Origin of the sequence: Variovorax atrisoli (genome assembly GCF_014195185.1) — a bacterium.
In the GTDB taxonomy this organism is placed as follows: Bacteria; Pseudomonadota; Gammaproteobacteria; order Burkholderiales; family Burkholderiaceae_C; genus Variovorax; species Variovorax atrisoli.
The window spans coordinates 326,851-351,251 of record NZ_JACIBG010000008.1 but is presented as its reverse complement, the minus strand read 5'-3'; the positions used below and the strand labels follow the sequence as shown (position 1 = coordinate 351,251).

The 24,401-nt window shown below is 68.0% G+C and carries 23 protein-coding genes; 5 read left to right on the top strand and 18 right to left on the bottom strand.

Features of this window, described 5'->3' with window-relative positions:
• Positions 1-2: 2 nt before the first annotated feature.
• Genes FHY06_RS26800 through FHY06_RS26785 form a run of 4 tightly spaced genes read right to left on the bottom strand, consistent with a single transcriptional unit; the run spans position 3 to position 4,185 of the window.
• Positions 3-1,166 (bottom strand): HupE/UreJ family protein, encoded by a 1,164-nt coding sequence (locus tag FHY06_RS26800; protein WP_260310700.1) that lies wholly within the window; start codon positions 1,164-1,166, stop codon positions 3-5.
• A complete protein-coding gene (locus FHY06_RS26795) occupies positions 1,153-2,352 on the bottom strand; it encodes a tetratricopeptide repeat protein (protein ID WP_184606883.1) in 1,200 nt (399 codons plus the stop codon). Before FHY06_RS26795 ends, FHY06_RS26800 begins: the two co-directional genes overlap by 14 nt.
• Positions 2,353-2,357: 5 nt before the next feature.
• Positions 2,358-2,660 carry a hypothetical protein gene (locus FHY06_RS26790; protein WP_184606882.1) on the bottom strand — a complete coding sequence of 101 codons (303 nt, stop codon included), beginning with the start codon at positions 2,658-2,660 and terminating at the stop codon, positions 2,358-2,360.
• 13 nt (positions 2,661-2,673) lie between these two features.
• A complete protein-coding gene (locus FHY06_RS26785; protein WP_184606881.1) occupies positions 2,674-4,185 on the bottom strand; it encodes a DUF4331 domain-containing protein in 1,512 nt (503 codons plus the stop codon).
• Positions 4,186-4,483: 298 nt separating this feature from the next.
• Here FHY06_RS26785 and FHY06_RS26780 point away from each other — a divergent pair, with 298 nt between their 5' ends.
• Positions 4,484-5,128: a carbonic anhydrase gene (locus tag FHY06_RS26780; protein ID WP_019658093.1), complete on the top strand. Its 645-nt coding sequence runs from the start codon at positions 4,484-4,486 to the stop codon at positions 5,126-5,128.
• A gap of 212 nt (positions 5,129-5,340) precedes the next feature.
• Here FHY06_RS26780 and FHY06_RS26775 read toward each other — a convergent pair whose 3' ends face one another.
• Together FHY06_RS26775 and FHY06_RS26770 are read right to left on the bottom strand one after the other, a co-directional pair.
• Entirely contained in the window at positions 5,341-5,607 is a 267-nt protein-coding gene (locus FHY06_RS26775) for a hypothetical protein (protein ID WP_132752588.1), read from the bottom strand.
• A 327-nt stretch (positions 5,608-5,934) separates the two neighbouring features.
• Complete coding sequence (locus tag FHY06_RS26770) at positions 5,935-8,547, bottom strand: excinuclease ABC subunit UvrA (RefSeq protein ID WP_184606880.1); 2,613 nt, start codon at positions 8,545-8,547, stop codon at positions 5,935-5,937.
• Positions 8,548-9,126: 579 nt separating this feature from the next.
• Here FHY06_RS26770 and FHY06_RS26765 point away from each other — a divergent pair.
• Positions 9,127-10,134 (top strand): sensor domain-containing diguanylate cyclase, encoded by a 1,008-nt coding sequence (locus FHY06_RS26765; RefSeq protein ID WP_019655297.1) that lies wholly within the window; start codon positions 9,127-9,129, stop codon positions 10,132-10,134.
• Between the two features lie 180 nt (positions 10,135-10,314).
• Here FHY06_RS26765 and FHY06_RS26760 read toward each other — a convergent pair whose 3' ends face one another.
• The 9 genes from FHY06_RS26760 to msuE form a co-directional block, all read right to left on the bottom strand.
• The gene (locus tag FHY06_RS26760; RefSeq protein WP_184606879.1) at positions 10,315-10,470 is read right to left on the bottom strand and encodes a hypothetical protein; all 156 of its coding nucleotides are present in this window, start codon (positions 10,468-10,470) and stop codon (positions 10,315-10,317) included.
• Positions 10,471-10,635: 165 nt separating this feature from the next.
• Positions 10,636-11,400, bottom strand: coding sequence for an ABC transporter ATP-binding protein (locus FHY06_RS26755; RefSeq protein WP_184606878.1), 765 nt, complete (start codon positions 11,398-11,400; stop codon positions 10,636-10,638).
• Positions 11,401-11,404: 4 nt separating this feature from the next.
• The gene (locus tag FHY06_RS26750) at positions 11,405-12,664 is read right to left on the bottom strand and encodes an SfnB family sulfur acquisition oxidoreductase (protein WP_184606877.1); all 1,260 of its coding nucleotides are present in this window, start codon (positions 12,662-12,664) and stop codon (positions 11,405-11,407) included.
• A gap of 126 nt (positions 12,665-12,790) precedes the next feature.
• On the bottom strand, positions 12,791-14,113 hold the full coding sequence (locus FHY06_RS26745; RefSeq protein WP_020723128.1) for an ABC transporter substrate-binding protein: 1,323 nt from the start codon (positions 14,111-14,113) through the stop codon (positions 12,791-12,793).
• 50 nt (positions 14,114-14,163) lie between these two features.
• Positions 14,164-15,177, bottom strand: coding sequence for a branched-chain amino acid ABC transporter permease (locus tag FHY06_RS26740; protein ID WP_184606876.1), 1,014 nt, complete (start codon positions 15,175-15,177; stop codon positions 14,164-14,166).
• A gap of 3 nt (positions 15,178-15,180) precedes the next feature.
• A complete protein-coding gene (locus FHY06_RS26735; RefSeq protein ID WP_019655292.1) occupies positions 15,181-16,077 on the bottom strand; it encodes a branched-chain amino acid ABC transporter permease in 897 nt (298 codons plus the stop codon).
• Positions 16,078-16,222: 145 nt separating this feature from the next.
• Positions 16,223-17,107: an ABC transporter ATP-binding protein gene (locus tag FHY06_RS26730; protein ID WP_184606958.1), complete on the bottom strand. Its 885-nt coding sequence runs from the start codon at positions 17,105-17,107 to the stop codon at positions 16,223-16,225.
• 11 nt (positions 17,108-17,118) lie between these two features.
• Positions 17,119-18,258, bottom strand: coding sequence for a dimethylsulfone monooxygenase SfnG (sfnG, locus tag FHY06_RS26725; protein WP_184606875.1), 1,140 nt, complete (start codon positions 18,256-18,258; stop codon positions 17,119-17,121).
• A gap of 45 nt (positions 18,259-18,303) precedes the next feature.
• On the bottom strand, positions 18,304-18,927 hold the full coding sequence (gene msuE / locus FHY06_RS26720; RefSeq protein WP_184606874.1) for an FMN reductase: 624 nt from the start codon (positions 18,925-18,927) through the stop codon (positions 18,304-18,306).
• Positions 18,928-19,050: 123 nt separating this feature from the next.
• Here msuE and FHY06_RS34765 point away from each other — a divergent pair, with 123 nt between their 5' ends.
• The gene (locus tag FHY06_RS34765) at positions 19,051-19,233 is read left to right on the top strand and encodes a hypothetical protein (RefSeq protein WP_221404397.1); all 183 of its coding nucleotides are present in this window, start codon (positions 19,051-19,053) and stop codon (positions 19,231-19,233) included.
• Between the two features lie 32 nt (positions 19,234-19,265).
• On the opposite strand, the gene FHY06_RS26715 is transcribed toward FHY06_RS34765, so the two are convergent.
• Genes FHY06_RS26715 through FHY06_RS26705 form a run of 3 tightly spaced genes read right to left on the bottom strand, consistent with a single transcriptional unit; the run spans position 19,266 to position 21,904 of the window.
• Entirely contained in the window at positions 19,266-20,456 is a 1,191-nt protein-coding gene (locus tag FHY06_RS26715) for an acyl-CoA dehydrogenase family protein (RefSeq protein WP_184606873.1), read from the bottom strand.
• The gene (gene ssuD / locus FHY06_RS26710) at positions 20,453-21,634 is read right to left on the bottom strand and encodes an FMNH2-dependent alkanesulfonate monooxygenase (RefSeq protein ID WP_126185159.1); all 1,182 of its coding nucleotides are present in this window, start codon (positions 21,632-21,634) and stop codon (positions 20,453-20,455) included. The genes FHY06_RS26715 and ssuD overlap by 4 nt, the downstream gene beginning before the upstream one ends.
• A gap of 15 nt (positions 21,635-21,649) precedes the next feature.
• A complete protein-coding gene (locus FHY06_RS26705; protein ID WP_184606872.1) occupies positions 21,650-21,904 on the bottom strand; it encodes a hypothetical protein in 255 nt (84 codons plus the stop codon).
• Between the two features lie 40 nt (positions 21,905-21,944).
• Here FHY06_RS26705 and FHY06_RS26700 point away from each other — a divergent pair, with 40 nt between their 5' ends.
• A complete protein-coding gene (locus FHY06_RS26700; RefSeq protein WP_207902238.1) occupies positions 21,945-23,072 on the top strand; it encodes an acyl-CoA dehydrogenase family protein in 1,128 nt (375 codons plus the stop codon).
• Positions 23,069-24,214, top strand: coding sequence for a sigma-54 interaction domain-containing protein (locus FHY06_RS26695; RefSeq protein ID WP_184606871.1), 1,146 nt, complete (start codon positions 23,069-23,071; stop codon positions 24,212-24,214). The genes FHY06_RS26700 and FHY06_RS26695 overlap by 4 nt, the downstream gene beginning before the upstream one ends.
• Positions 24,215-24,401 lie beyond the last annotated feature (187 nt).

The window sequence follows — 24,401 nt, the reverse complement described above, 5'->3', positions numbered from 1 at the left end:
CTTCAGGCGAAAGGCAGCACCTTCACATCGAGCACCCGCTCGCCGAGCCAGATGGCCGCCACCAGCACGGCCAGCGCCGAGCCACCGCGCAGCACCAGGACCGGATAGCGCTGCCAGTTGCGCAGCGCCAGCAATACGACGAGCACCACGGCCACGACCATGAGCTGGCCGGCCTCCACGCCCAGGTTGAACTGCAGCAGCGCGATCACGAAATCGCGCAGCGGCAGCTCGAGCTCGGCCAGCGCCCCCGCAAAGCCGAAGCCATGAATGAGGCCGAACAGGAAGCTGAAGAGCTTTCGGCGCCCGCGCAGTACCGGATGGATGTTGTCGATGGCGGCGAGCATGATGGTGATCGCGATGCCGGGCTCGATGATGCGCGGCGAGATGGTCACGATCTTCAGCCCCGCGAGGGCCAGCGTGATCGAGTGCGCGATGGTGAACATGGTGACGATGCCCAGCATCGGCCACACCGCTTCGCGCCAGGCGAGCACGGGCTCCCAGCCGCCGCCGCGACGGCGCAGCACGGCCGGCAGCAGCAGGCAGATCAGGAACAGGATGTGGTCATAGCCGATGAGAATGTGATGGATGCCGTCGCGAAAGAAGCTGCCGTCGGGACGCGTGGCCGTGTCCGCAGCACCCTGCGAGCCCGGCCAGGCCAGGGACACCGGTCCCGCCGATGGATCGAGCGACAGCACCACGGGCTGTGCTCCGCCCGCCGCTTCGACACGCAGCAGGCCGCGATGCGTGGGATCGACTTCGCGGAACAGGCGGTAGTCGATGTCGAGCGCGGCGCCAGCCTCGCAATGCGCCTGCAGCCGGAGAACGAGGTAGGCACCGTCGATGCGGTCCTCGACTGCGGGTACCTGCGCTTCAACCAGCGCGCACCGGCCCTGCTGCAGACGCAGGCGCGCGAGCGCATAGGCCCGGATGTCCGCCAGCCGCGTGCGCACTTCACCCCAGCTGAGCTTCCGGTCGGCGTTGGCGTCCAGGTCGAGCATCGCGTCGAGGTCGCGCAGCGCAATGTCCCAGCGCAGGTCGATCGTGTCTCCGGTGCGCTGCAACAGCAGGTAGGCATCGCTCGCCTTGTGGGCGTGGGCCGCCGCCGACCCGAAAAGCAGCGCAGTCACCAGCAGCACGAAGAGCGCGATGCGTTCACGGTGTTGCATCGACACGGGCATCCTTCAGTCCGATCTGCTGCATCAGAGCCTTCACTTCCCCGCGGGCTGCGCTGTCATTGGCGGCCGACGCGGCTCGCGCGAACACCAGCAGGTCGATGGGCTCGCGCTGCAGCCTGGCGTTCAGGCGTGCGAGTTCGAGCGCACGCTTCGGGTCGTTCTGCACGTCGAGCGCGAACATGGCTTCTTCACGCGCATGCAGCGCGGTGGTGCCGGGGCGAAGCGCGGCTGCCTCGAAGCGCTGGCGCAGTTCTTCGGCCGCGTCGTGGGCAGTCTGGGCACCTTGGGCGCTCTTGCCGCGCGCGGCGGCGCCGGCGATGGCCAGCCGCAGCAGCACCGCGTCGCTGCGCGCCTCGTCGGCCAGCAGTCTCGGGATCTCGGCGTGGCGCCCGACGCGCTGCAGATAGTCGCTGTAGGCCAGCAGCAGATAGCCGGAGCGCTGCGCCGCCACGGCCTTGCGATAGGCCGCGTCGGCTTCTGCCTGGCGGCCCGCCAACTCCTCGACCTCGGCAAGACTGGTCAGCAGCCATTGGCGAGTCCCGGCTTTGTCTGCATCGCGCAGCGCCGGTTCCGCCAGAAGGGCCTGCAGTGCCTGCCGGGCGTCGTCGTGGTTGCCGCGCAGCCCGGCGTTCTCGGCAAGGCAGGCGACGCCGTACAGGGCCGGGCCCACCCGCCCGAGCGACCGGCAGGCGGCATCGGATTCGTTGTAGCGCCCGCGCACGCGAAGAATGGTGGCGAGCGTGATCCAGGCCTGCGCGTCGTTTGGACGTCGGGCGAGCGCCACCTTCAGGGTGGCCTCGGCGCCATCGAAGTCATGAAGGAACTGCGCGATGGTGGCGCGCATGACCAGCACGGCGGGCGGCGTCTGTGCCGGAGGTGCGGCCTCCCAGGCCTGCAGCGCGCCCATGGCGTAGCCGGCGTAACGCGCATCGCCTTGCTCACGCGCAAGTTCGAGGTAGGCCGAGGCCGCAGCGATGGCCGTAGCCTCGTCCTTCGGTCGCTGTGCCAGCTCGCGGCGCAGCCGGTGTTGCTGGCTCGACCATCCAGCGACGACGGGCAGTGTCTCCACGACCTCGTCGTCGCTCGCGGGTACGCGCGGCACCGCATGCGCCGCGAGAGCGGCCACGGCGAGCACGGCGATTGCCGCCCATGCTTTCGCGGATGCGGCCAGGCGCATGTCGGCTACTGCGTGGCGACCGGCTCTTTGGTCTCCGACGTCGGAGGCGGGTCGAAGGCCGCCACGTCGGTCGGTTCGCTCGTATCGAGCATGGTCGCCACCATGGCCTGCACGTAGGCGACGAACAGGTCGTAGGGGTCGGCAGCCCCGGGCGGCGTGTTTTGCGGCGGGCTCGGTGGCGGCGTGTTTCCGCCGACCGGCAGCGGGAACGGATAGAACCCGCCCCCGCCGCCACCTCCGCCGCCGCAGCCCGCAAGGGCCGTGGCCAGCAGCAGGGCGGCGCCAATGCGATGGATGTTCCGGTTCATGCCGTGCTCCCGTTCACGGTGCCGCGGCGGCGTTGACGGCGCCGGGCAGCGGGGTATTGAGGTACGGGAAAGCGGCGGGGAACTGCGACGGGCTCTGCAGCGCGCCGTCGGTGATGGCCGCACCGCCGGCCGGTGCATCGCTCGGCTTGCAGCCGACCTTGAGCGCATCGTTGGCGCCGGTCAGGACGCACAGGGCGCCCATGGCCACGCGCAGTTCGATGTCCACCACGTCGTCGCCCGGGCGGCGCCCGTTCGGGAAGCCCGCGTTGTCGCCGCCGGCCACGCCGAGGTTGCTCTGGCTTGCCATCGCGGTCGGAGCGATGCTGGTGTTCAGGCGCAGCATTTCCGAGGCCTTGACGTTGGCGGGCTTGTTCAGGCCGTCGATGCCCGTCAGGAATGCCGCGACCAGGTCGGTGCGCGGAAAGTTCGTCGGTGCGGGTGCGCTGGGGTACAGCGTCTGGATCAATGCCGGCAGCGTCGGATTCGTCACGTAGGTTGCGAACTGGCCGTCGTCCATCGGCCTGGAGCTGTTGAACCTGTCCTTGTCCTTCAGGCCGATGACGACTTCGTTGACCAGCGGCATGCCCAGGCGGGAGACCTGTGCCCAGGCGCCGCCGTTGAGCGTCGTGGTGCCGTGGCCGCTCTTGGGCGGGCTGGCGATCAGTCGGCCCTGGCGCGCGCTGGCCGTGGTCCAGCCGCCGATGATCGGGCCGGTGCCGCCCGCAGTGAGACAGGAGATCGGCACTTCGAGCGCCAGGGTGCTCACGTTGCGCGTGGCCAGCGTACCCGCGCCGTAGGCGCTGGTCGAGCCGAGCGGGTTGAGGTTGATGAGGTCGAACACCTGGCCCAACGCGACCGCGAACGGGTCCTGGCGCTGGCCCGCGAAGACACGGCCACCGCTGGCACAGCCCGGGATGTTGATGTTGTAGATCTGCTGGGCCGCATAGGTGGCATAGCCGTTCGGGCCGCCGAAGGTCTTCTCGCCGATGTTGTCGGTCGGCCGGTCGAACACGGTGCTGCCGTTGGCCGCGTTGGTGACGGCAAACGCCTGCCCCTTGCGGCGGTCACCGCGCACGACGGTGAGCGTGAACGTCTCGCGCAGATTGCTCGTGGCTTGGTTGGGCGCCGAGATCTGGCCGGCCTGCACCAGCGGGATCGAGACCTGCTTGCCCGAGATCGGCAATTGGATGTCGCGCAGCGTGTTGGTGAAGCGGAACTGGAAGGTGAGGGCCTCCATGGCGCTGCCGGTGTTGTCGATGTGGATCTCGTAGAGCCCGTTCGGGTCCATCGTGAAGTAGTTGGGGCCACCGTACGGGCCCTGGTCGGGCTGGTAGTTGGCGATCAGCGTCACGAAGTCCTGGCGGTTGGGCTCGTAGCTTCGGAACATGTAGAAGTCGGTGCCGTCGAGCTTGGGCATCCCGGCAATCGAGGGCGCCTCGCGGTGGCTGGAGGCGAATGCGCTGACGGCGGCGGCCGCACTGAGCGCAAGAACACAGGCATTGACAGGCGTTGGAAGCAATCTCATCGGCGTCACCTCGATAGTCAAATGTTGGAATGAGCGGCAGCGACTTGCGCAAGGCGAAGCCGTGCGCACAACCCATACGCCGAGAAAGTTCGGCTGGATTCAGCGGCAAGGGGATGGGTAATCCCTGATTGCAGGGCCTGCGCTGGCCGTGAGGAGGCCTCTTTCCCTGGCGGGATGAAAGGGCGGCGAAACTTGCTTTTTGATGCAGCGGTCACATCACCTTGACAGCGCGGCCGATGAACCGGCTCGGCCTGGCCTGGGCGTCCGCGAGAGTTGCGAGTCAGATTAGACTTCGCGCATGCAGGACATCATTGCCGGTTTTCTCCGCTTCCAGGCGGAAGTCTTTCCCAGTCGCAAGCAGCTCTTCAAGGAGCTGGCAACGAGCCAGACGCCGAAGGCGCTGTTCATCTCGTGTTCGGACAGCAGGATGGTGCCCGAGCTCGTCACCCAGCGAGAGCCCGGGGATCTGTTCGTCATCCGCAATGCGGGCAACATCGTTCCGTCCTTCGGTCCGGAGCCGGGCGGGGTCTCGGCGACGGTCGAGTTCGCCGTGTCGGCGTTGAAGGTCAGCGACATCGTGATATGCGGCCACTCCGATTGCGGTGCCATGAAGGCAATCGCGACCTGCGCCTGCCTCGATACGATGCCTGCCGTGAAGAACTGGCTGCGCTATTCCGACGCCGCGCGGATGATCAACGAAGCGAAGCCGCACGCCGATGAACGCTCGCGCGTGGACGGCATGGTGCGGGAAAACGTGATCGCCCAACTGAACAATCTGCGCACGCACCCATCGGTGGCGCTGGCATTGGCCCAGGGCAAGCTGAATCTGCATGGCTGGGTCTACGACATCGGGAGCGGCTCGATCGAGGCGCTGGACATGGAAACGAACGCCTTCGTGCCGCTGGCGAGCCATCCATCGGCCAGAAAGCCGGACGGCGCCTGATTTCAGGGCCGACAGCAATCGGTCCGGAGTGACCCCAGGGCGGCTGACATGCCAAGCCGCAAGACTGCAGGCCCGCGTCTGCATTTTGTGACCCGATCGCGAGCCAGTTCGAGAGCTTCTCGACACTGGGGCGAGCTTGCTCGAACTCGCCTCTTCGGCTTGGCGCGGCTCTTCATCGCCCGCTCTTGCCGCTGGCGCCAGGCTACTGTGCCCTAGGCTTCCTCAGCTTCAGCGGAGCGACTCAGGTCGTTGCCCTTTGTCTCTTCTTCGTTGATCCAGTCGATGCACTTCTGCTTCAGCTTCTCGTGGCCGGCTTGCGCCGACAACTCGGGAGCTGTCAGGACCAGTTTGCATCGACATCGCCCCTTGAGGCCGATTTCTGCCGATGCTGAATAGCCGCCGTCGGCGGCCTTCGCTTGAAGGATAGAAATAGTCCACACGCCGGCCTTGCCGGTGTGGATGTGCATCACGCCATCCATGCGCATCTCCGTACTCGGCACAGGCGTGGCACCGGGATTGATGATTGGCGCAAGCAGCAAGCATGTCCACCATATGAGCATCTCCCGACCGTGTCTGTAAGGAATTTCGGCTTGAGGGTTTTTAGACACCCGTCAGGCTTTTGGTCCATCGGCCTCGAAGACCGCTCTCAATCGACCACCTGCGGCTCAACGTACAGCCGACGCCGATGCTTCGTAACGCCGGGGGGGAGAGGACAACCGCAATGTGCGCGGACGCACCGGCCGCGAGCAACCGAGTACCGAACCCAAAGCGCGAGAAAGCCTGACCCGGCGCCCGGGCTCACCCGCTCACTTGTCCGGCAAGATCCAGCGCGCCAGGTAAGGCGCCGTCCGACTGCCCGTTGCCGTGGCCACCTCCTGCGGCCGGCCGCTCGCGACGATGCGCCCGCCTTGCGCGCCTGCACCCGGCCCCATGTCGATCACCCAGTCACAGGCAGAGACCAGCCGCAGTTCGTGCTCGACGACGATGACGGTGTTGCCGGCGTCGACCAGACCGCCCAGTTGAGCCATGAGCTTGTCCACATCGGACGGGTGCAGGCCGGTGGTCGGCTCGTCCAGCACGTACAGCGCGTCGCCGCGCTGCGCGCGCTGCAGTTCCGTCGCCAGCTTGATGCGCTGCGCTTCCCCGCCCGACAGCTCGGTGGCCGGCTGCCCCAGCCGCAGGTATCCCAGGCCGATGGCCTTGAGCAGTCGCAGCGGCCGTTCGATGGCGCCATCGTTCTCGAAGAAGGCGTGCGCCTCGTCCACCGTCATGGCCAGCACGTCGGCAATGGTGCGGTCGCGCAGCTTCACCTTGAGCGTCAGCTCGTTGAAGCGCGAGCCGTGGCAGGTGGGGCAGGGCGCATACACGCTGGGCATGAAGAGCAGTTCGACACTGACGAACCCTTCGCCCTCGCACGTGGCACATCGGCCCTTGGCGACGTTGAACGAGAAGCGGCCGGCATCGAAGTGGCGGGCGCGGGCAGCCTTGGAGTCGGCGAACAGCTTGCGCACATGATCGAAGAGGCCTGTATACGTGGCCAGGTTGGAGCGCGGCGTGCGCCCGATGGGCTTCTGGTCCACGCGCACCAGCCGGCGAATGTGCTCCATGCCGCCGGCGATGCGCCCGCCGGTGCGGCCGCCAGGGCTGCTTGCGGCACCGGGTTCGGCGTCCGGCTCCTCGTCCACCGGCGGCGCTTCGTGGCCCAGGTGCGCGGCCACCAGTTCCACCAGCGCCTGGCTCACGAGGCTGGACTTGCCCGATCCGGAGACCCCGGTCACCGCAGTCAGCACGCCGAGCGGAAACGCCACCGACAGGCCCTGCAGGTTGTTGCGCGTGATGTCTTCCAGCGCCAGCCATCCGGCAGGTTCGCGCAACGAGGGCTGCGACGAGGTGCGCGGCGCAAAAAGATAGCGCGCGGTGTGCGAACCCTCCACATGGCGCAGCCCATCGGGCGGGCCGCTGTAGAGAACGATGCCGCCTTCCTCCCCGGCACCGGGGCCGACGTCGACCAGCCAGTCGGCACGCCGCATCAGATCCAGGTCGTGTTCGACCACGAACAGCGAATTGCCCGAGCGCTTGAGCGTATCGAGAGCCACCACCAGCGCCTCGCTGTCGGCGGGATGAAGCCCCGCCGACGGCTCGTCGAGCACATAGACCACGCCGAACAGGTTCGAGCGGATCTGCGTGGCCAGCCGCAGGCGCTGGAGCTCGCCCGGGGACAGCGTCGGCGTGCTGCGGTCGAGCGAGAGGTAGCCAAGGCCGAGATCGGTCAGCACGGTGATCCGCGCCAGCAGGTCGTGCGCAATGCGCTGCGCTGCGATGCGCTTCTCCGCCGACTGGTTGGGCGTCCGGCGCACGTCGGGGGCCGCCGCGTGTGCACCTCCCTTCTTGCGCAGCGCGCTCGGGCGGGCGTCGCTACCGGTCGCGTCCGGCGCATCGCCTCCCGCCGCGGCATGCAGCACCTGTGCGAACTGCGCCAGCGGCATGCGCGAGATCTCGCCGATGTCGTACCCCGCAAAGCGCACCGACAGGGCCTCCGGCTTGAGCCGCTTGCCCTTGCAGGCCGGACAGTCCCCGCCCACCATGAAGCGCGCCACGCGGTTCTTCATCAGCGCGCTCTGCGTGGTCGCGAAGGTGTGCAGCACGTACTTGCGCGCGCCGATGAAGGTGCCCTGGTAGCTGGGCTCCAGCTTGCTGCGCAGCGCCGCGCGCGTCTCGGCCGGCGTGAAGCCGGCGTACACCGGAACCGTCGGCTGCTCCTCGGTGAAAAGAATCCAGTCGCGCGTTTTCTTCGGCAGATCGCGCCAGGGCTTGTCGACGTCGATGCCCATGGTGACGAGGATGTCGCGCAGGTTCTGGCCGTGCCAGGCGGGTGGCCAGGAGGCAATGGCGCGCTCGCGGATGCTGAGCGTGTCGTCCGGCACCATCGAGCGTTCGGTCACCTCGAAGATGCGTCCCAGTCCGTGGCAGACCGGGCAGGCGCCCTGCGGTGTGTTGGGCGAAAAGTCTTCCGCATAGAGCATCGGCTGGCGCGCGGGATAGTCGCCGGCCCGCGAGTAAAGCATGCGCAACAGGCTCGACAGCGTGGTGACGCTGCCCACCGACGAGCGCGTGCTTGGCGTACCGCGCTGCTGCTGCAGGGCCACCGCAGGCGGCAGACCGTCGATGGAATCGACCGCGGGCACGCCCACTTGGTCGATCAGCCGGCGCGCATAGGGCGAGACCGATTCGAAATATCGCCGCTGGGCCTCGGCGTAGAGCGTGCCGAAAGCCAGCGACGATTTGCCGGAACCGGAGATTCCGCTGAACACCACCAGCGCGTCGCGCGGAATGTCGACATCGACATTGCGAAGGTTGTGTTCGCGCGCACCGCGAACACGCACGAAGTGGTCGGTGCCACGGGCGGTAGCGCGCGTCATGTTTTTTCTTTCTGTTGTACGCCGTGGGCGAAGATGCATCAGACCTGAAAATCCAAGCCGAGTCGAGCCTATGCTGGCGCGCCGCCCCAGGCGTGAGAGTCGGTCCACCGAGACTGTCGGACACCGCGCACCAAGGCTCCTCATGATCCGCGGGCATCGACCATGCCTGACGCGATCCATGAGAAGTGGATTTGGCCTGGACGACAAGCTCGCGGCTGTCGACCACGCACTCAATGAAGGCCCTCCAAGTACTTGGCACGAGCCAACAGCCATCAACGTATTGTTCCCACGGGACGGTTCCGAACACGCCAAGCATGGTCGACGAGGCGAAAAAGATCAGCAGACCATTTATACAATGTGTGTTATGTCAAATTAAAGAGCGGTCGATCTCATTGCGTTCGAACCCCCGGAGCCGAAATCAAACGATCTCGGCAACGCACTTCTCGCCTCACCTCTGCCTCCGACGTTACGATCGCACCCTGATGCCCGGCATGCGCGCCCCCGGGGCACCGGTCTTCGTTCACAGCCGCGCGATCTGCCATGAACACGCATCCTTCCTCTACTTCCGCTGCAGGAACCATGAACCGCGCGGCTCCCGCAACTTTCAATGAAGCCCGCCGCCTCGAGGCGCTGGAGAGCTATCAGGTCCTGGACACGGCCAACGAGCAGGCCTATGACGACCTGACCTCGCTGGCCGCCGCGATATGCCGGACACCGATCGCGCTGATTTCCCTGGTCGACAGCGGCCGACAATGGTTCAAGTCGCGTGTGGGCCTGCCGGTGGCGGAAACGCCGCGCGAGCTTGCCTTCTGTTCGCATGCGATCCTGCAGCCGGATCACGTGCTGGAGGTACCGGACACGCTGCTCGACACCCGCTTCTCGGAGAACGCGCTCGTGACCGGCGACCCTCACATCCGCTTCTATGCAGGCGCGCCGCTGGTGTCCCTCGAAGGCATGCCCCTGGGAACCATCTGCGTGATCGACCGCGAGCCGCGCACGCTCATGGACGTCGAGCGCAAGGCGCTGCAGTCGCTGGCGCGCCAGGTCGTGGCGCAACTCGAATTGCGGCGCACCGTGGCCGGCCTCGAGCGCCAGAGCATGACGGACGCATTGACCTCGCTGCCCAACCGGCGCGGGCTCGACAGCCAGCTGAAATCCGCGTGGGACGACTGCATCGCGCGCCAGAAAGCCCTGGCCGTGATGATGATCGATCTCGATCATTTCAAGGTCATCAACGACAGCTTCGGCCATGCGGCCGGCGACGAGGTTCTGGCCCAGGCCGCGCGGGTGATCCGCGACCATGTCGACGTCGCAGGCGTGGCTTCACGCTCGGGCGGCGAGGAGTTCTGCGTGGTGCTGCCCGGCTGCGACGCGACGCGCGCAAGCGAGAACGCCGAGGTCATCCGCCGCGCCCTGGAGACCGCGGCATGGCCCCGCCGCGCGATCACGGCCAGCTTCGGCGTGGCCAGCTGCGTGCCCAACGCATCGGGGATGGCGAACGTGCTGATGGCGCAGGCGGACCGGGCGCTTTACGTTTCCAAGCACCAGGGCCGGAACCGCGTGACGGTTTTCGACAGCTGGGCCTGAAGGCAACGCGGCATCGTCATCCCGGATTGCCCGGGTCGCCCCCCCGGAGCCCCCGAGCACTCTCCGCAGCCCGTGTCAGGGCTGCGCTCCTTGTACACCCCTTGGTGACCTAGGTCGCGAAGTCGTAGCTCTAGACCGATGCGTCGAGCAGAAGCCCTTGATGCCGTCGATCTCGAGGCCCTACTCCGTGCGCGTGGCGGCGAGCCGCGTGTCGCGCGCGGGGGCGGTGGCGGCGAGCGAGTCGGCAAGGGCCAAGACGCCCGGTGTGAGGCCGCCGAAGTCTTCATCGAAGGGATTGGCGGGAGAAGCGGGTGACGCGGAAAGAAGGAATGACAAGCGATTCCACACGGCTTCGAGGAGCGAGGGAACCGCTCGACAAGGGAGCCATCGAGTCGAGGAGCGAAGGTTCGCATGCAGAACGAAGAAGTCCCCCTGACCACATGCGGAATCTGCTGCGTGGCCGCCCTCGCCAGACCGCCAGGCCGTCATGCCGTCATGCCGTCATGCCGTCATGCCGATGCGAGCACCTTCGCCGAAATAGAGCGACTGGATATCGGCACGCCGGCGCAGCGCGCTGGCATCGTCGCCGAGCACGGTGGTCCCTACGTCGAGCACGGTGGCGCGGTCGGCGTACTGCAGCGCCACGGTCGAGTTCTGCTCGGCCACCAGGATCGCCAGGCCCTGCTCGCGGTTGAGCCGGCGCAGCTGCTCGAAGATGTCGCGCACCACCAGCGGCGCCAGCCCCATCGAGGGTTCGTCGAGCACCAGCAGGCGCGGGCGCGACATCAGCGCGCGGCCGATGGCCGCCATCTGCTGCTCGCCGCCGGAGCAAAGGCCGGCGAGCGTGCGCCGCCTGGCCTCGAGCTTCGGGAAGATCGCATAGACCCGCGCGAGGTCCCCGGCGATCTCGGCGCGCCGTGCACCGCGGCCGAGTGCGCCGGTCAGCAGGTTCTCCTCCACGGTGAGCGCGCGAAAGCAGTGGCGGCCCTCCAGCACCTGCACCAGGCCCAGGCGGACGAGATCGGCCGGGCTGGTGCGGCCCGTGTCGTGCCCGTCGAAGACGATGCGCCCGGCCGTCACCTGTCCGCGCTCGGCCGGCAGCAGGTTCGACACCGCCTTGAGCGTCGTCGACTTGCCTGCGCCGTTGGCGCCGAGCAGCGCATGGATCTCGCCCGTTCGCACTTCCAGGCTCACGCCGTGCAGCGCGACGATGGAGCCCTGGTACGCCGCCTCGACCGCCTCGACGCGCAGCAAGGGTGCCGTCATCGCTTCAGCTCCAGGCGTGGAACGGCGGCTTGACGCCGTTGAGGAAGTAGTTGCCCACGATGGCGTACTTCCAGCGCACCGGATCGTGCAGCGTGTGCGTGCGTGCATTGCGCCAGTGCCGGTCGAGGTTGTACTGGCCCAGCGTCGAGCGCGTGCCCGCCAGCTCGAAGAGCTTGTTGGTCGCGAGGATCGCGATCTCGGTGGAGAGCACCTTGGCTTCCGCCGTCGCGATCTGCGCCGCGGCCACGCTGTCGGCATCGGGCGCGGCCACCGCGCGGTCGATGGCGCGGCCGGCGCGCTCCAGCAGCGCCTCGCTCGCATGCAGGCGGATCTGCAGGTCGCCCACTGCCTGGATCGAGTACGGGTCTTCCCACGCATGGTCGCGCTGGCTGTCGATCCAGGGGCGCGTCTTGGTGCGGATGAAGTCGACCGTCTCCGCGATGGTGCCGCGCGCGATGCCCACGTCGACCGCCGCCTGGATGATCTGGAAGATCGCGCCGTCGGCAGAGGGCGCGTCGTAGCCCTTGTAGGCCGGGATCAGGTGGGTCTTGGGCACCTTCACGCGGTCGATGATCACCGTGCCGCTGAGCGTCGTGCGCTGGCCGAATGCCGACCAGTCGTCGATCACCGTGAGGCCCGGTGCATTGCGCTCGGCCACCACGTACCAGGTCCTGCCCTGCTCGTCGTTGGCCACGATGGGCACGTAGTGCGCCAGCAGCGCGCCGGTCGAATAGAACTTCTTGCCGGTCACCACCACGTGGTCGCCCGCGTCGGCGAAGCGCGTCTCGAAGTCGGCCGCGCGCTTGGAGCCCGACTCCGAGAACGCATTGCCCCAGCGCACGCCGCGCAGGAAGTCGGCGAAGAAGAGCTTCTGCTGCGCCGCATCGGACACCGTGCGCACCGCGGCGACGAAGCCCAGGTGGTTCTGCGTGATCTGCCCGAGCGAGGGGTCGGCCGCCGAGATGATCGCGATCACCTCGGCCAGCGTGGCATACGACACCTCCGCGCCGCCGAAGGCCTTCGGCACGTTGATGGCCCAGAGGCCGCTCTGCGAGTAGGAGTCGATCTCCTCGACCGGCCAGCGGCGCAGGCGGTCGCGCTCGGAGGCGCCGACGATCAGTTGCGCGGCCAGCGCATGCGCCACGGCAATGGCCTCGGCATCGTCGCGGATCACGTGCGCAGGCGTGTCGGACAGCGGCAGGCCGGGCACGGGGTCGTTGGCGGCCGGCTGGATGGATACGGGCGGTTGAGGAACTGCGGACATGGACGTTGCTTTCAAATCTTGGTCAGTGGGGTATCAAGCCAGGAACACCGCGGAACCGGATTTGCCGGGCCGCTGGTGTTGCCCCCCGGCAGGGGGTTGGCGAAGACATGGAGTGCGTGCCGGGTTCTAGTCGTCGATGCTCTTGCGCACCTTCACGTTCTTCTCCTTGGCATAGGCCAGCGAAGACTTCTCGATGATCGGCCGCAGCAGCTTCCAGTCGGGCGCGATCCAGTCGGACACCACGTTCCACTTGCTGCCGTCCCACTGCTGGAAGGCCACGCGGCCGTCGCCTTCGTGGTTGTCCCAGGTCACGTTGATCGAATGGAACAGGCCCTTGGCGCCGAGCGCGGCCGCGCGCGCCTCGTCGATCTTCAGGTTCTCCAGGCCCCAGCGGACCTCGTCGCCGGTGAGCGTGCGCTTGCCGAACTTGGCCTGCGCTATGCGGATGGCCTCCACGTTCAGGATGCCGTTGAGCACGCCGAGGTTGTGATAGACGCTGCCGATGCGCTTGGGGTCCTGCAGGTTGCCCTTGCCGGCGCCGTAGACGGTCTTGGTGATCTCCTGCAGCACCGGGTACTGGGCGCCCGCGGCCACGGTGGTGATCGCCACGTAGCCCTTGGCTGCGTCGCCCGCGGGGATCACGTCCTCCTCGGAGTTGGACCAGACGTTGCCCACGATGTGGTCGACCGGAAAGCCCGTCTTCTGCGCGGTCTTCAGCGCCACCGGATTCATGACGCCCCAGCCGCGCAGCACCACGTAGTCGGGCTTGGCGCGGCGGATGGCGAGCCACTGCGACTGCTGCTCGTTGCCGGGGTGCGGCACCTCGATCTGCTGCAGCGCGAAGCCGTACTTCTTCGCCAGCAGTTCGTAGATCGGAATGGTCTCCTTGCCGTAGGGCGAGCCGTGATACAGCACCACGATCTTCTTGCCCTTGAGCTTGTCGGCGCCGCCTTCCTTGCCCGCGATGTAGTTCACGATGCCGGAGGTCTCGCTGTACGGGTTCAGCAGCAGCGGGAAGATGTACTTGAACACGCGACCGTCGGTGGTGTCGGTGCGGCCGTGGTTGATGGTGAGCAGCGGCACCTTGTCGGCGGTGACGCGGTCGATCAGCGCGTAGGCGATGCCCACAGACAGCGGGTTCCAGGTCGCGATGCCGGGGCGCTGCTTGAGGCGCTCGTACACCTCCACGCCGCGCTCCACCTCGTACTGCGTCTCGCCTTCCTCCCAGGTCAGCTTCACGCCGCCCACGCCGCCGTCGCGCGTGTTCACCAGGTTCAGGTAGTCGATGAAGCCGCCGAAGAAGCCCGTGCCGCCCGCCGCATAGGGGCCGACGCGATAGCTCTGCAGCGGGAAGAACTGCTCGTTCGCGTCGGCATGCGCGAGCTGCAGGCCGCTCGCGGCCAGGGTGACGGCCACGGCCGCGGTTTTCAGGTGCTTGATGAAGGACATGTGATGAAGGCTCTTGGGATGCGAAGGAAAAGGAAGAAGGCGCGGTGCGTTCAGGCTGCGGAAGGGCCCGCCAGCCGCCGGCGCGTGCGGTCCCACAGGGCGGCCAGTCCCTGCGGCTCCACGACGAGGAAGAAGATGATCAAGGCGCCCAGCACGATGCGCTGGCTCATGTCGAGCACGCCCGAATCGAACCAGCCGCCGAACAGGAAGCTGCCCACGCGCGACAGCAGCAGCGGAAACACCACGATCAGCGCCGCACCGAGGAAGGCGCCGCGGATCGTCGCGAGCCCGCCGATGATCACGATGAAGAGAATCTGGAACGAACGGTCGAGGTTGAAGCCAGCGGGCTCCACTGTGCGCAGGTAGACGAAGCCCCAGAGCACGCCCGCCACGCCGACGATGAACGACGACACCGCGAACGCCAGCAGCTTGGTGCGCAGCACCGGCACGCCGATCACGCGCGCGGCCAGTTCGTTGTCGCGCACGGCGATGAAGTGGTGGCCCGTCTGCGTGCGCACCAGCCGCCATGCCAGCAGGGTCAGCACCGTCACCACGGCCAGCGAGAAGATGTAGCGTCGCACGGGCGTGTCGAACACGATCCCCGCCACATCGAGCACCGGCGCATCGATCACGCCCGAAGGGTTGTCGTTGCTGAACCAGCCGAACTTGGTGAGCGCCCATTGCACGAAGAACTGCGCGGCCAGCGTCGACACCGCCAGGTAGAAGCCGCGCAGCCGCAGGCTCGGCAGGCCGAACACCAGCCCGACGACGGTGGCGGCAAGGCCCGCGAGCCAGATGCTCGCGAGCAGCGGCAGCCCTTCGACCCGCAGGTTGAAGTTGTAGGCGGCGAAGGCACCGACTGCCATGAAGGCGGCCGTGCCCAGCGAGAGCTGGCCCGCGTAGCCGGTCAGCAGATTGAGCCCCACCGCGGCCAGCGACAGCGCGAGGAAGGGGATCAGCAGTGCGTCGAACACATAGCCGGACGCGACGAAAGGCACGATGCCGAAGGCGACGGCGAGCACGGCCGCCGGCCAGGTCCACGAAGGTGCGGAAACATTGCGCATGGCTCAGGCACGCTCCACGAGTTTCTGGCCGAACAGCCCGCTGGGCCGGATCAGCAGGAAGGCCAGCGCCGCGACATACGCGAACCAGCTCTCGATGCCGCCGCCCACGAAGGGCCCGATGTACACCTCGGCCAGCTTCTCGAGCGCGCCGATCACCAGCCCGCCGACGATCGCACCGAGGATCGAGTCGAAGCCGCCGAGCACCAGCACCGGCAGCGCCTTGAGCACCACGAGCGAGAGCGAGAACTGCACGCCAAGCCGCGCGCCCCAGAGCAGGCCGGCCACCAGCGCGATGACGCCGGCCGCCGCCCACACCGTGGCCCAGATGCGCGGCAGCCGCAGGCCGACCGCGATGGCCGCGTAGGTGTCGTCCGCCACCGCGCGGAATGCCAGGCCCACGCGGGTGTAGCGGAAGAAGGCAGAGAGCAGCGCGACCATCACGGCGGCCGTGGCGGCGGCGAACAGGTCGAAGGTCGAGACCATGATGCCCAGGAACTGCAGCGGCTCGTCGGCGATGCCCAGCTCCAGCGCGTGCACCTGCGTGCCCCACACCAGCTGCGCAACGCCTTCGATGACGTACGACAGGCCCAGCGTCGCCATGAACAGCGTGATCGGCGGCTGGTTCACCAGCGGACGCAGCACCGTGCGCTCGATGACCAGCCCCAGCGCCACCATGAGCGCGAAGGTCAGCACCAGGGCCAGCGCGAAGGGCACGCCGCGCTCGACCAGGCTCACGAAGGTGAGCGCAGCGAACAGGAGCTGCGCGCCCTGCGCGAAGTTGAGCACGCCCGATGTCTTGTAGATCAGCACGAAGCCGATGGCCACCAGCGAATACATCACGCCCGAGAGCAGGCCGCCAAGGAGAACCTCGGCGAAGAAGCTGAAGTCGGCGGCGGTCATCGGGCGGCCTCCGCCATCGGCTGTTGCCCCCTCCCCCTCTGCGGGAGGGCTGGGGTGGGGGCAGGCGGCGCCTGCATCGGGCGCTCCGCCTGCTCCCATCCCGACCTTCCCCCAGAGGGGGAAGGAGAAATACCACCGGCCGCGCTCATGCGCCCTCTCCCTCGTGATCGACGCCCAGGTACGCGTCGATCACCGCCGGGTCGCTGCGCACCTCGGCGGGCGTGCCGTCGGCGATCTTGCGGCCGTGGTCGAACACCGCCACGCGGTCCGACAGGCCCAGCACCACGCCGATGTCGTGCTCGATCAGCAGGATGGTGGTGCCGAACTCGTCGCGGGCGGCGCGCACGAAATGCGCGAGCTCGCTCTTCTCGGTGACCGTCATGCCGGCCATCGGCTCGTCGAGCAGCAGCAGTTGCGGCGATGCCACCAGCGCACGCGCCAGCTCGACACGCTTCTGCAGGCCGTAGGCCAGCGTGCCCGCGAGCCGCTCGCTGACAGCGCCCAGCCCGAGAAAACCGACGATCGCGTCGGCCCGCGCCCGTGCCTCCTCGCGTTCGCGGCGCGCGCGGCCCAGCCCGACGAGCTGCTCGACGAATGTGGAGCGTGCCGCATCGACGCGGCCGAGCACGATGTTGTCGCGCACGCTCAGGCCCTTGAAGAGCGCCAGGTTCTGGAAGGTGCGCGCGACGCCCAGCCGTGCCAGCCGCGCTGTCGGCACATGAGCGAAGCTGCGCCCGCCGATCCACACGCGCCCGCGGTCGGGCCGGTACAGCCCGCTGATGACGTTGACCAGCGAGCTCTTGCCCGCCCCATTGGGGCCGATGACGGCTCGGATCTCTCCCTTGGCGATCGACAGGTCCACGCCCGACAGCGCGGTGACGCCGCCGAAGGACAGGTCGATGCCCTCCAGCCGCAACACCGCCGAAGTCGCGGCGTCTTCCCTGGCCGGCACCGTGCGGCCCGCGGGAACGAAGGCCAGTGGGTCGACGCCCAGCGGCACCGGTGCGGCCTCGAAGAAGAGATCGGGCATCACGGCGAGGCTCACGCCACGGCTTCCAGCGCCGCCCGGGCGGGCTGACCTGCGCGCGCGGCCTGTTGCGCCTCGATCTCGCGCACCAGCGGCAGCACCTTCTGCCCGAAGTACTCGACCTCCTCGATGAAGTGCAGGAAGCCCGTGAGGATCAGGTCCACGCCGATGGCCTTGAGCGCCACGATGCGCTCGGCGATCTGCTGCGGCGTGCCGATGAGGTTGGTGCGGAAGCCGTCGTTGTATTGCACCAGGTCCTCGAAGGTCGACTTGGCCCAGTTGCCCTCGCCTTCGGGCGATGCCTTGCCGGCCTGCTTGACCGCGTCGCCGAAGGCATGCACCGCCTCGACGTGCGCGTGCCTGATGATGTCCTCCAGCACGGCCCTGGCTTCTTCCTCCGTGTCGCGCGCGATGACGAAGGCGTTCACGCCGATGCGCACCGTGTGGCCGTTCTGCGCCGCCTTGGCCTGGATGTCGTCGATCTGCGCCTTCAGGCCCTCGGGCGTGTTGCCGTTGGTGAAGTACCAGTCCGACACGCTGGCCGCGTTGTCGCGCGCAGCGCGCGAGCTGCCGCCCTGGAAGATCTCCGGGTGCGGCTTCTGCACCGGCTTCGGGCTCAGCGTGTAGTCGCTGAAGCGGTAGAAGTCGCCCTTGAAGGTGAAGTTGTCCTGCGTCCAGATGCCCTTGAGCGCGCGGATGAACTCGTTGGAGCGGCGATAGCGCTCGTCGTGCTCGAGCCAGGGCTCGCCGATGGCCTGGAACTCGCCCTTGAACCAGCCGCTGACCACGTTGATGGCGATGCGGCCGTTGGAGATGTGGTCGATGGTGGCGATCTGCTTGGCGACCACCGCGGGATTCCACGGCCCGGGCAGGATGGCGGCGAGCACCTTGAGCTTGGTGGTGGCGTGCAGCAGCGCCTGGCTGAAGGACACCGACTCGTGCTGGTACTCGGCGCCGTAGCCGGCCGTGAAGCGGATCTGACTCAGCGCATATTCGAAGCCGGCCTTCTCGGCCGCGACCGCGAGGCGCTGGTTGTATTCCAGGCTCCAGTCGGTGCGCTGCTCGATGGTGCTGACCACCAGGCCGCCGCTGACGTTGGGCACCCAGTAGGCGAACTTGACGGGGGCGGCGGTGGAGGACGACGGTTGGCTCATGGCAGGTTTCTCTCTGGGTGGACGATCGATCGGGAAGAAGGCTTCTCAGGCTGCCAGCGCGACGGGCGCGGGCTTGCGGACGGCGGGCGCGTTGGCCGGCGTGGGCTGCGGGGTCGACGCGGCGGCCGGCAAGGCATCGCGCAACTGGGGCACGGCACGCGCCACGGCCAGCGCGATGCGATCGCGAAGTGCGGGGCTGGCGATCTCGTAGCCTTCGAAGTCCTTCTCCACGGCATAGACGCCGATCGGCAGCGTGAGCGCCTGGAAGAAACTGAAGAGCGGACGCAGCTGGTGGTCGATGACCAGCGCATGGCGGTCGCTGCCGCCGGTGGCCGCGAGCAGCACGGGCTTGTCGGTCAGCGCCTCGTGATGCACGAAGTCGAAGAGATGCTTGAAGAGGCCGGTGTAGGAGCCGCGATAGACCGGGCTCGCCACCAGCAGCAGGTCGGCCGACTCGATGGCCGCGATGCTCTCTTCGACGGCGGCGGGCAGCTGGTTGCGGTAGAGCACGCCGGCGAACCGCGGGCCGATGTCGCCCAGCGAGATCACGCGCGACTCGATGGCGATCTGCTCGCCGAGCGCGGCCAGGAGTTGATCGACCAGCACCAGCGTGCGCGACGGACGTTGCAGGCTGCCGGAGACGGCGACGACTCTCAGTTTTCGACTCATGTTGATATGACCTCTGTTTGGAAGCCACGATCGATTCGCGGCACGCTTGATATATGCGAATGGCGTGCCACTTCCTTTTTCCTTATGAATCAAGGAGTTAGAGCGAAATGGCTATGCGCGTGCATGCTGAATCCGAAGCAGGCTGCGGGTGGGTTGCTGATCAGCCAGCAGCTGCGCAGCCATAGTCGTTTGCAGCAGATCGGTATGCGGGCACCGAATGAACGCCAGGCAGCAAATGCAGGAGGAAACTGCTTCCCAGGCAGCAGCGGGAGCAGCGCTGAAAAGCACAACGGGCCTGCGACGTGAAGCCGCAGGCCCGTTGCATGGCGATGGCAGGTTCAGGAATAGAAGCTGGGTTGGGGCAGCCGCGCATTGAGCGCCCAGTGGCCGAGTTCGCGAACCTTGTAGTCCACCGGATCGTGCAGCGTGTGCACGCGCAGGTTGCGCCAGTAGCGGTCGAGGCGCAGCGCGGCGGTGGTGGCTCGCGCCCCCGTCACTTCGAACATGCGGTGCGCCACCTCGAGGCTCGCGCGCGTGCTCGCCACCTTGGCCGCGGCGACGGCGATGGCCACCTCGCCGCGCTCCTGCTCGTCGAGCGAAGTGCCGCGCAGCCATGCCTGGTCGAAGGCCGCGGCCGCCTGGTCGAGCAGCAGTCGCGCGCCCTGCAGCGCGAGCCAGAAATCGCCGTAGTGCGTGAGCACGTACGGGTCTTCGTTCGCGGCCGAAGCCGTCGAGAAGAGCCAGGGCCGGCCCTGCTGCAGCGTGAAGGCCTTCGCCTCCTCGAGCGCGCCCTCGCCCAGGCCCAGGTAGATGTTCGCGAGGATCAGCTGCGCGAGCAGCGGGCGCAGGCAGGCGAACGGCGTCGACAGCGGGCCGGGATCGAGCAGCAGCTCGTTCGCCCCGACGCGCACGCCGTCGAACAGCACGCTGCCGCTGTCGGTCTGGCGCTGCCCCATGTTGTCCCAGTCGCCGAGCACCGTGATGCCCGCGCGCCGCGTGGGCACGACGCCGATCAGCAGGCGGTCGTTCGCGTCGAGGGCCGATGCGACCAGCATGTCGGAGTCGCTGGCACCCGAGCAGAAGCTCTTGCGCCCCGAGAACACATACCCGCCGTCGACCGCTTCGGCGCGCGTGGACTTGTCGAGCGGGTTCAGCGCATTGCCCCAGAACCAGCGATGCGCGCCGGTCTGCTCGATCCAGGGCTGCCACTGCGCGCGCTGCGCGAAGAGCTGCGTGGTCGCGAGCAGCAGATGGTGGAAGGCGAAGAGGTGCGCCACCGAGCTGTCGACGCGCGCGAAACCACGCACCACGTCGAGTGTCTGCCGCCAGCTCACGCCCAGGCCGCCGAGCTCGGCGGGCACGCTGAGCATCAACAGGCCGCTGTCGCGCAGCAGGTCGCGCTCGGCCTTCGGCGTGCCGCCGCGCTGGTCGCGCTCCACCGCGGTCTGGGCCAGTGCCTGCGCGACGCGCTGCGCGCTCGCATGCCACGGCACGACCTCGTCGCCGGCCTCCGCGGAGAAATGCTTCATGCGGCCGCCTTCTCGCGCGCTGCCCCCGGCGCAACCTGCACGGCCTGCGAGGAAGGCGGCACGATGTCGTTGGCGATGACTTCGCCGAACGGCCCGGTGATGTTGGCGTGCCCTGCAGGGCGTACGTGGTCGAGCGGCAGCAGCGGGAACAGCAGCTCTGCCACGCGGTACGCCTCCTCCAGATGCGGGTAGCCCGAGAAGATGAAGGTCTCCACGCCGAGTGCCGCGTACTCCTTGATGCGCGCCGCCACCTCCTCGGGACTGCCCACGAGTGCCGTGCCCGCACCCCCGCGCACGAGGCCCACGCCCGCCCACAGGTTGGGCGATACCTCCAGCCTGTCGCGCCGTCCGCCATGGAGCGCGGCCATGCGCTGCTGGCCCACCGAGTCGAAGCGCGAGAAGGCTTTCTGCGCGGCCGCGATGGTGTCGTCGGTCACGTAGGAAATGAGTTCGTCGGCGGCGCGCCACGCCGCCTCGCTGGTCTCTCGCACGATCACATGCAGCCGGATGCCGAAGCGCAGCGTGCGGCCATGCTTCGCCGCAGCTGCGCGGGCCTTCGCGATCTTGTCGGCCACGTCGGCCGGCGGCTCACCCCAGGTGAGGTACACGTCGACCTGCTCGCCCGCGAGTGCGATCGCGGCATCCGACGAACCGCCGAACCACAGCGGCGGATAGGGCTTCTGCACCGGTGGGTAGAGCGTCTTCGCGTTCTCCACGCGCAGGTGCCTGCCCGAGAAGTTGACGGTCTCGCCGGCGGCGACGCCGCGCCAGATGCGCAGGAATTCATCGGTCACTTCATAGCGCTCGGCGTGCGTGAGGAAGCTGCCGTCGCCATGCTGCTCGTCGGGGTCGCCGCCGGTCACCACGTTGATGAGCAGCCTGCCGTCGGAGAAACGGTCGAGCGTCGCGGCTTGCCGCGCGGAGACCGTGGGCGAGATGATGCCGGGGCGGATCGCGACCAGGAACTTGAGCCGCTCGGTCTGCGCCGCGAGCGACGATGCGACCACCCACGAGTCCTCGCAGGAGCGCCCCGTCGGGATCAGCACGCCTTCGTAGCCGAGTTCGTCGGCGGCCTGCGCCACCTGCCGCAGGTATCGGTGGCTCACTGTGCGCGCGCCGCGCGAGGTGCCGAGGTAGCGGCTGTCGCCGTGCGTGGGGAGAAACCAGAAAAGTTGCATGAGGCGATTCAGCAGTTAGCGTGCCAGTCGCCCAGCCTGCGAAAACACGCCGAAGCACGCGATTTCTGCTGCTCCAGCAGCAGCCGAGCACCAGACCTGCTGCACCTGGCGCATCCGGCACACCCATGCTGCTGCCATGGAAGCAAAACAAGGATCGATATACGGATCGCATCGTTGGCGGCGCGCGTCGTCGCCGCGAACATGCTGCTGGCGCAGCAACCCTGCTGCCTGCACATCACCGAGGGTCTGCGTGAGTTCAGTTCTTTCCATTACGGCTTCCGAATCGCCTCGCGACATTGCCCGCGACCTGATGCAGCGCTTCGCGGCGACCGCGGTCGAACGCGACGAGCGCGGCGGCACGCCGAAGGCCGAGCGAGATGCGCTGCGCGAGAGCGGCCTGCTGGCTCTGAGCATTCCGCGCGAATTCGGCGGCGGCGGCGCGGACTGGCGGGAGACGCTCGACGTCGTGCGCCTGCTCGCGCAGGCCGACAGCTCCCTCGCGCACGTGTTCGGCTTCCATCACCTGATGCTCGCCACGGTGCGGCTCTTCGCGCGGCCCGTGCAATGGCAGCCGTGGTTCGAGCAGACCGCGCGCCGGCGGTGGTTCTGGGGCAATGCGCTCAATCCGCTGGACGACCGCACGGTGTCGAGCGCGCGCGAGGGCTGGCGCGAATTCACCGGGCAGAAGAGCTTCTGCTCGGGCGCACTCGACTCGGAGATGCTGATCGCCTCGGCGCGCGAGGAAGGCAGCGGCGCCTTCATCGTCGCGGCGGTGCCCACCGGCCGCTCGGGCATCTTCGTGGCACCCGACTGGAACAACATCGGACAGCGGCAGACCGACAGCGGCAGCGTGACCTTCGAGAAGGTGCGCGTCGAGCAGCACGAGGTGCTGGCCGATCCGGGCCCGCTCTCGACGCCCTTCGCCTGCCTGCGGCCGCTGGTGTCGCAGCTCGTGCTGGCCAACATCTACCTCGGCATCGCGGAAGGGGCCTTCGACGATGCGAAGCACTACACGCTGCACGAATCGCGCCCCTGGCACGCGGCCAAGGTCGCGCAGATGCACGAGGACCCGTACGTGCTCGGCCACTACGGCGACTTCTGGGTCGGCCTGGAGAGCGTGCGCGCCCTGGCCGACCGCGCGGCCGACCGCCTCGATGCGGCCTGGCGTCGCGGCCCAGCGCTGACCGAACCCGAGCGCGGCGAAGTCGCGGTGGCCGTGGCCACCGCCAAGGTCGCGGCGACGAACACGGGCCTGGACATCTGTACGCGCATGTTCGACGTGGCCGGCGCGCGCGCCACGCACGGCGGCCTGCGGCTGGACCGCCACTGGCGCAACCTGCGCACCCAGTCCCTGCACGACCCCGTGGCCTACAAGCTGCGAGAGCTCGGCGAATGGGCCCTCAAGCAGCAATACCCCGTACCGACCTTCTACTCATGACCGCCTACACCCGCCCTCTCGCAGTTCTGCCGCCGGCCGACGCATCCCCGGGCGAGGACTGGGATGCCACCGCGCCGTCCGCACCGTCCACGCTGCTCACGCTGCCCAACCCGCGCAAGCTCACCACCTCGATCCGCGCCACCGCGCAGGTGTTCCAGGACCCGCGCTCGGCTGCGCTGCTCGAGCGCATCCGCATGGTGGCACCCAGCGACGCCAACGTGCTCATCATCGGAGAGACCGGTACCGGCAAGGAACTGATCGCGCGGCACGTGCACGACCTCAGCCGGCGCAGCGGCAAGCCCTTCGTGGCCGTGAACTGCGGCGCCTTCTCCGAAAGCCTGGTCGAGAGCGAGCTCTTCGGCCACGAGAAGGGCGCGTTCACCGGCGCCTTCTCGGCCAAGGCGGGATGGTTCGAGGCCGCCAACGGCGGCACGCTCTTCCTCGACGAGATCGGCGACCTTCCGCTGTCGATCCAGGTCAAGCTGCTGCGCGTGCTGCAGGAGCGCGAGGTGGTGCGGCTGGGCTCGCGCAGGAGCGTGCCCATCGACGTCCGCGTGGTGGCCGCCACTAACGTGCGGCTGCAGGACGCGGTGGCCGCAGGCAACTTCCGCGAAGACCTGTTCTACCGGCTGCACGTGGTGCATCTCGCGCTGCCGACGCTGCGCGAGCGGCCCGGCGACATCCTGCCGCTGGCGCGGCACTTCATCGAGGAATACCGCCAGCGCCTGGGCTACGGCCCGGTGCGCATCGACGCGAGCGCCGAGCAGAAGCTGGGCGAGCACGGCTGGCCCGGCAACATCCGCGAGCTGGAGAACGTGATCCACCACGCGCTGCTGATCTGCCAGAACGGCGTGCTGGGCGCGGAGCATCTGCATCTGTCTTCGCTGAACATCCAGCGGCGCTCGACCGAGGACGAGCCCGCGGCCAGCGCCACGCCGCAGCAGGCGCTGGAGGCGGTGCTGCGAGACCTCTTCAACGAGCCGAACGAGCAGCTGTTCGAGCAGATCGAGGAGACCGTGATGCGCACCGCCTTCGAGTTCTGCCACCGCAACCAGGTGCAGGCAGCCAAGCTGCTGGGCATCAGCCGCAACGTGCTGCGCTCGCGGCTCATCAGGAGCCGGGACATCTCCGCGCTGAAGTAGCCGGGAACACCCCCCGGCGCTCATCACCGCAAAAAGCGGGCCCCGCAGGGCCCGTTGAACGTCGCTTCGGATACGACGAGGAGACACTCACCTCGAAGGCAAGACACCTCATTGTTCAGGCGCGGCCCCGAAAAGCGAAGCGCGGAATCCGCATACGCTGATCCGTTTTTGTTCTTTGGGCGGCATC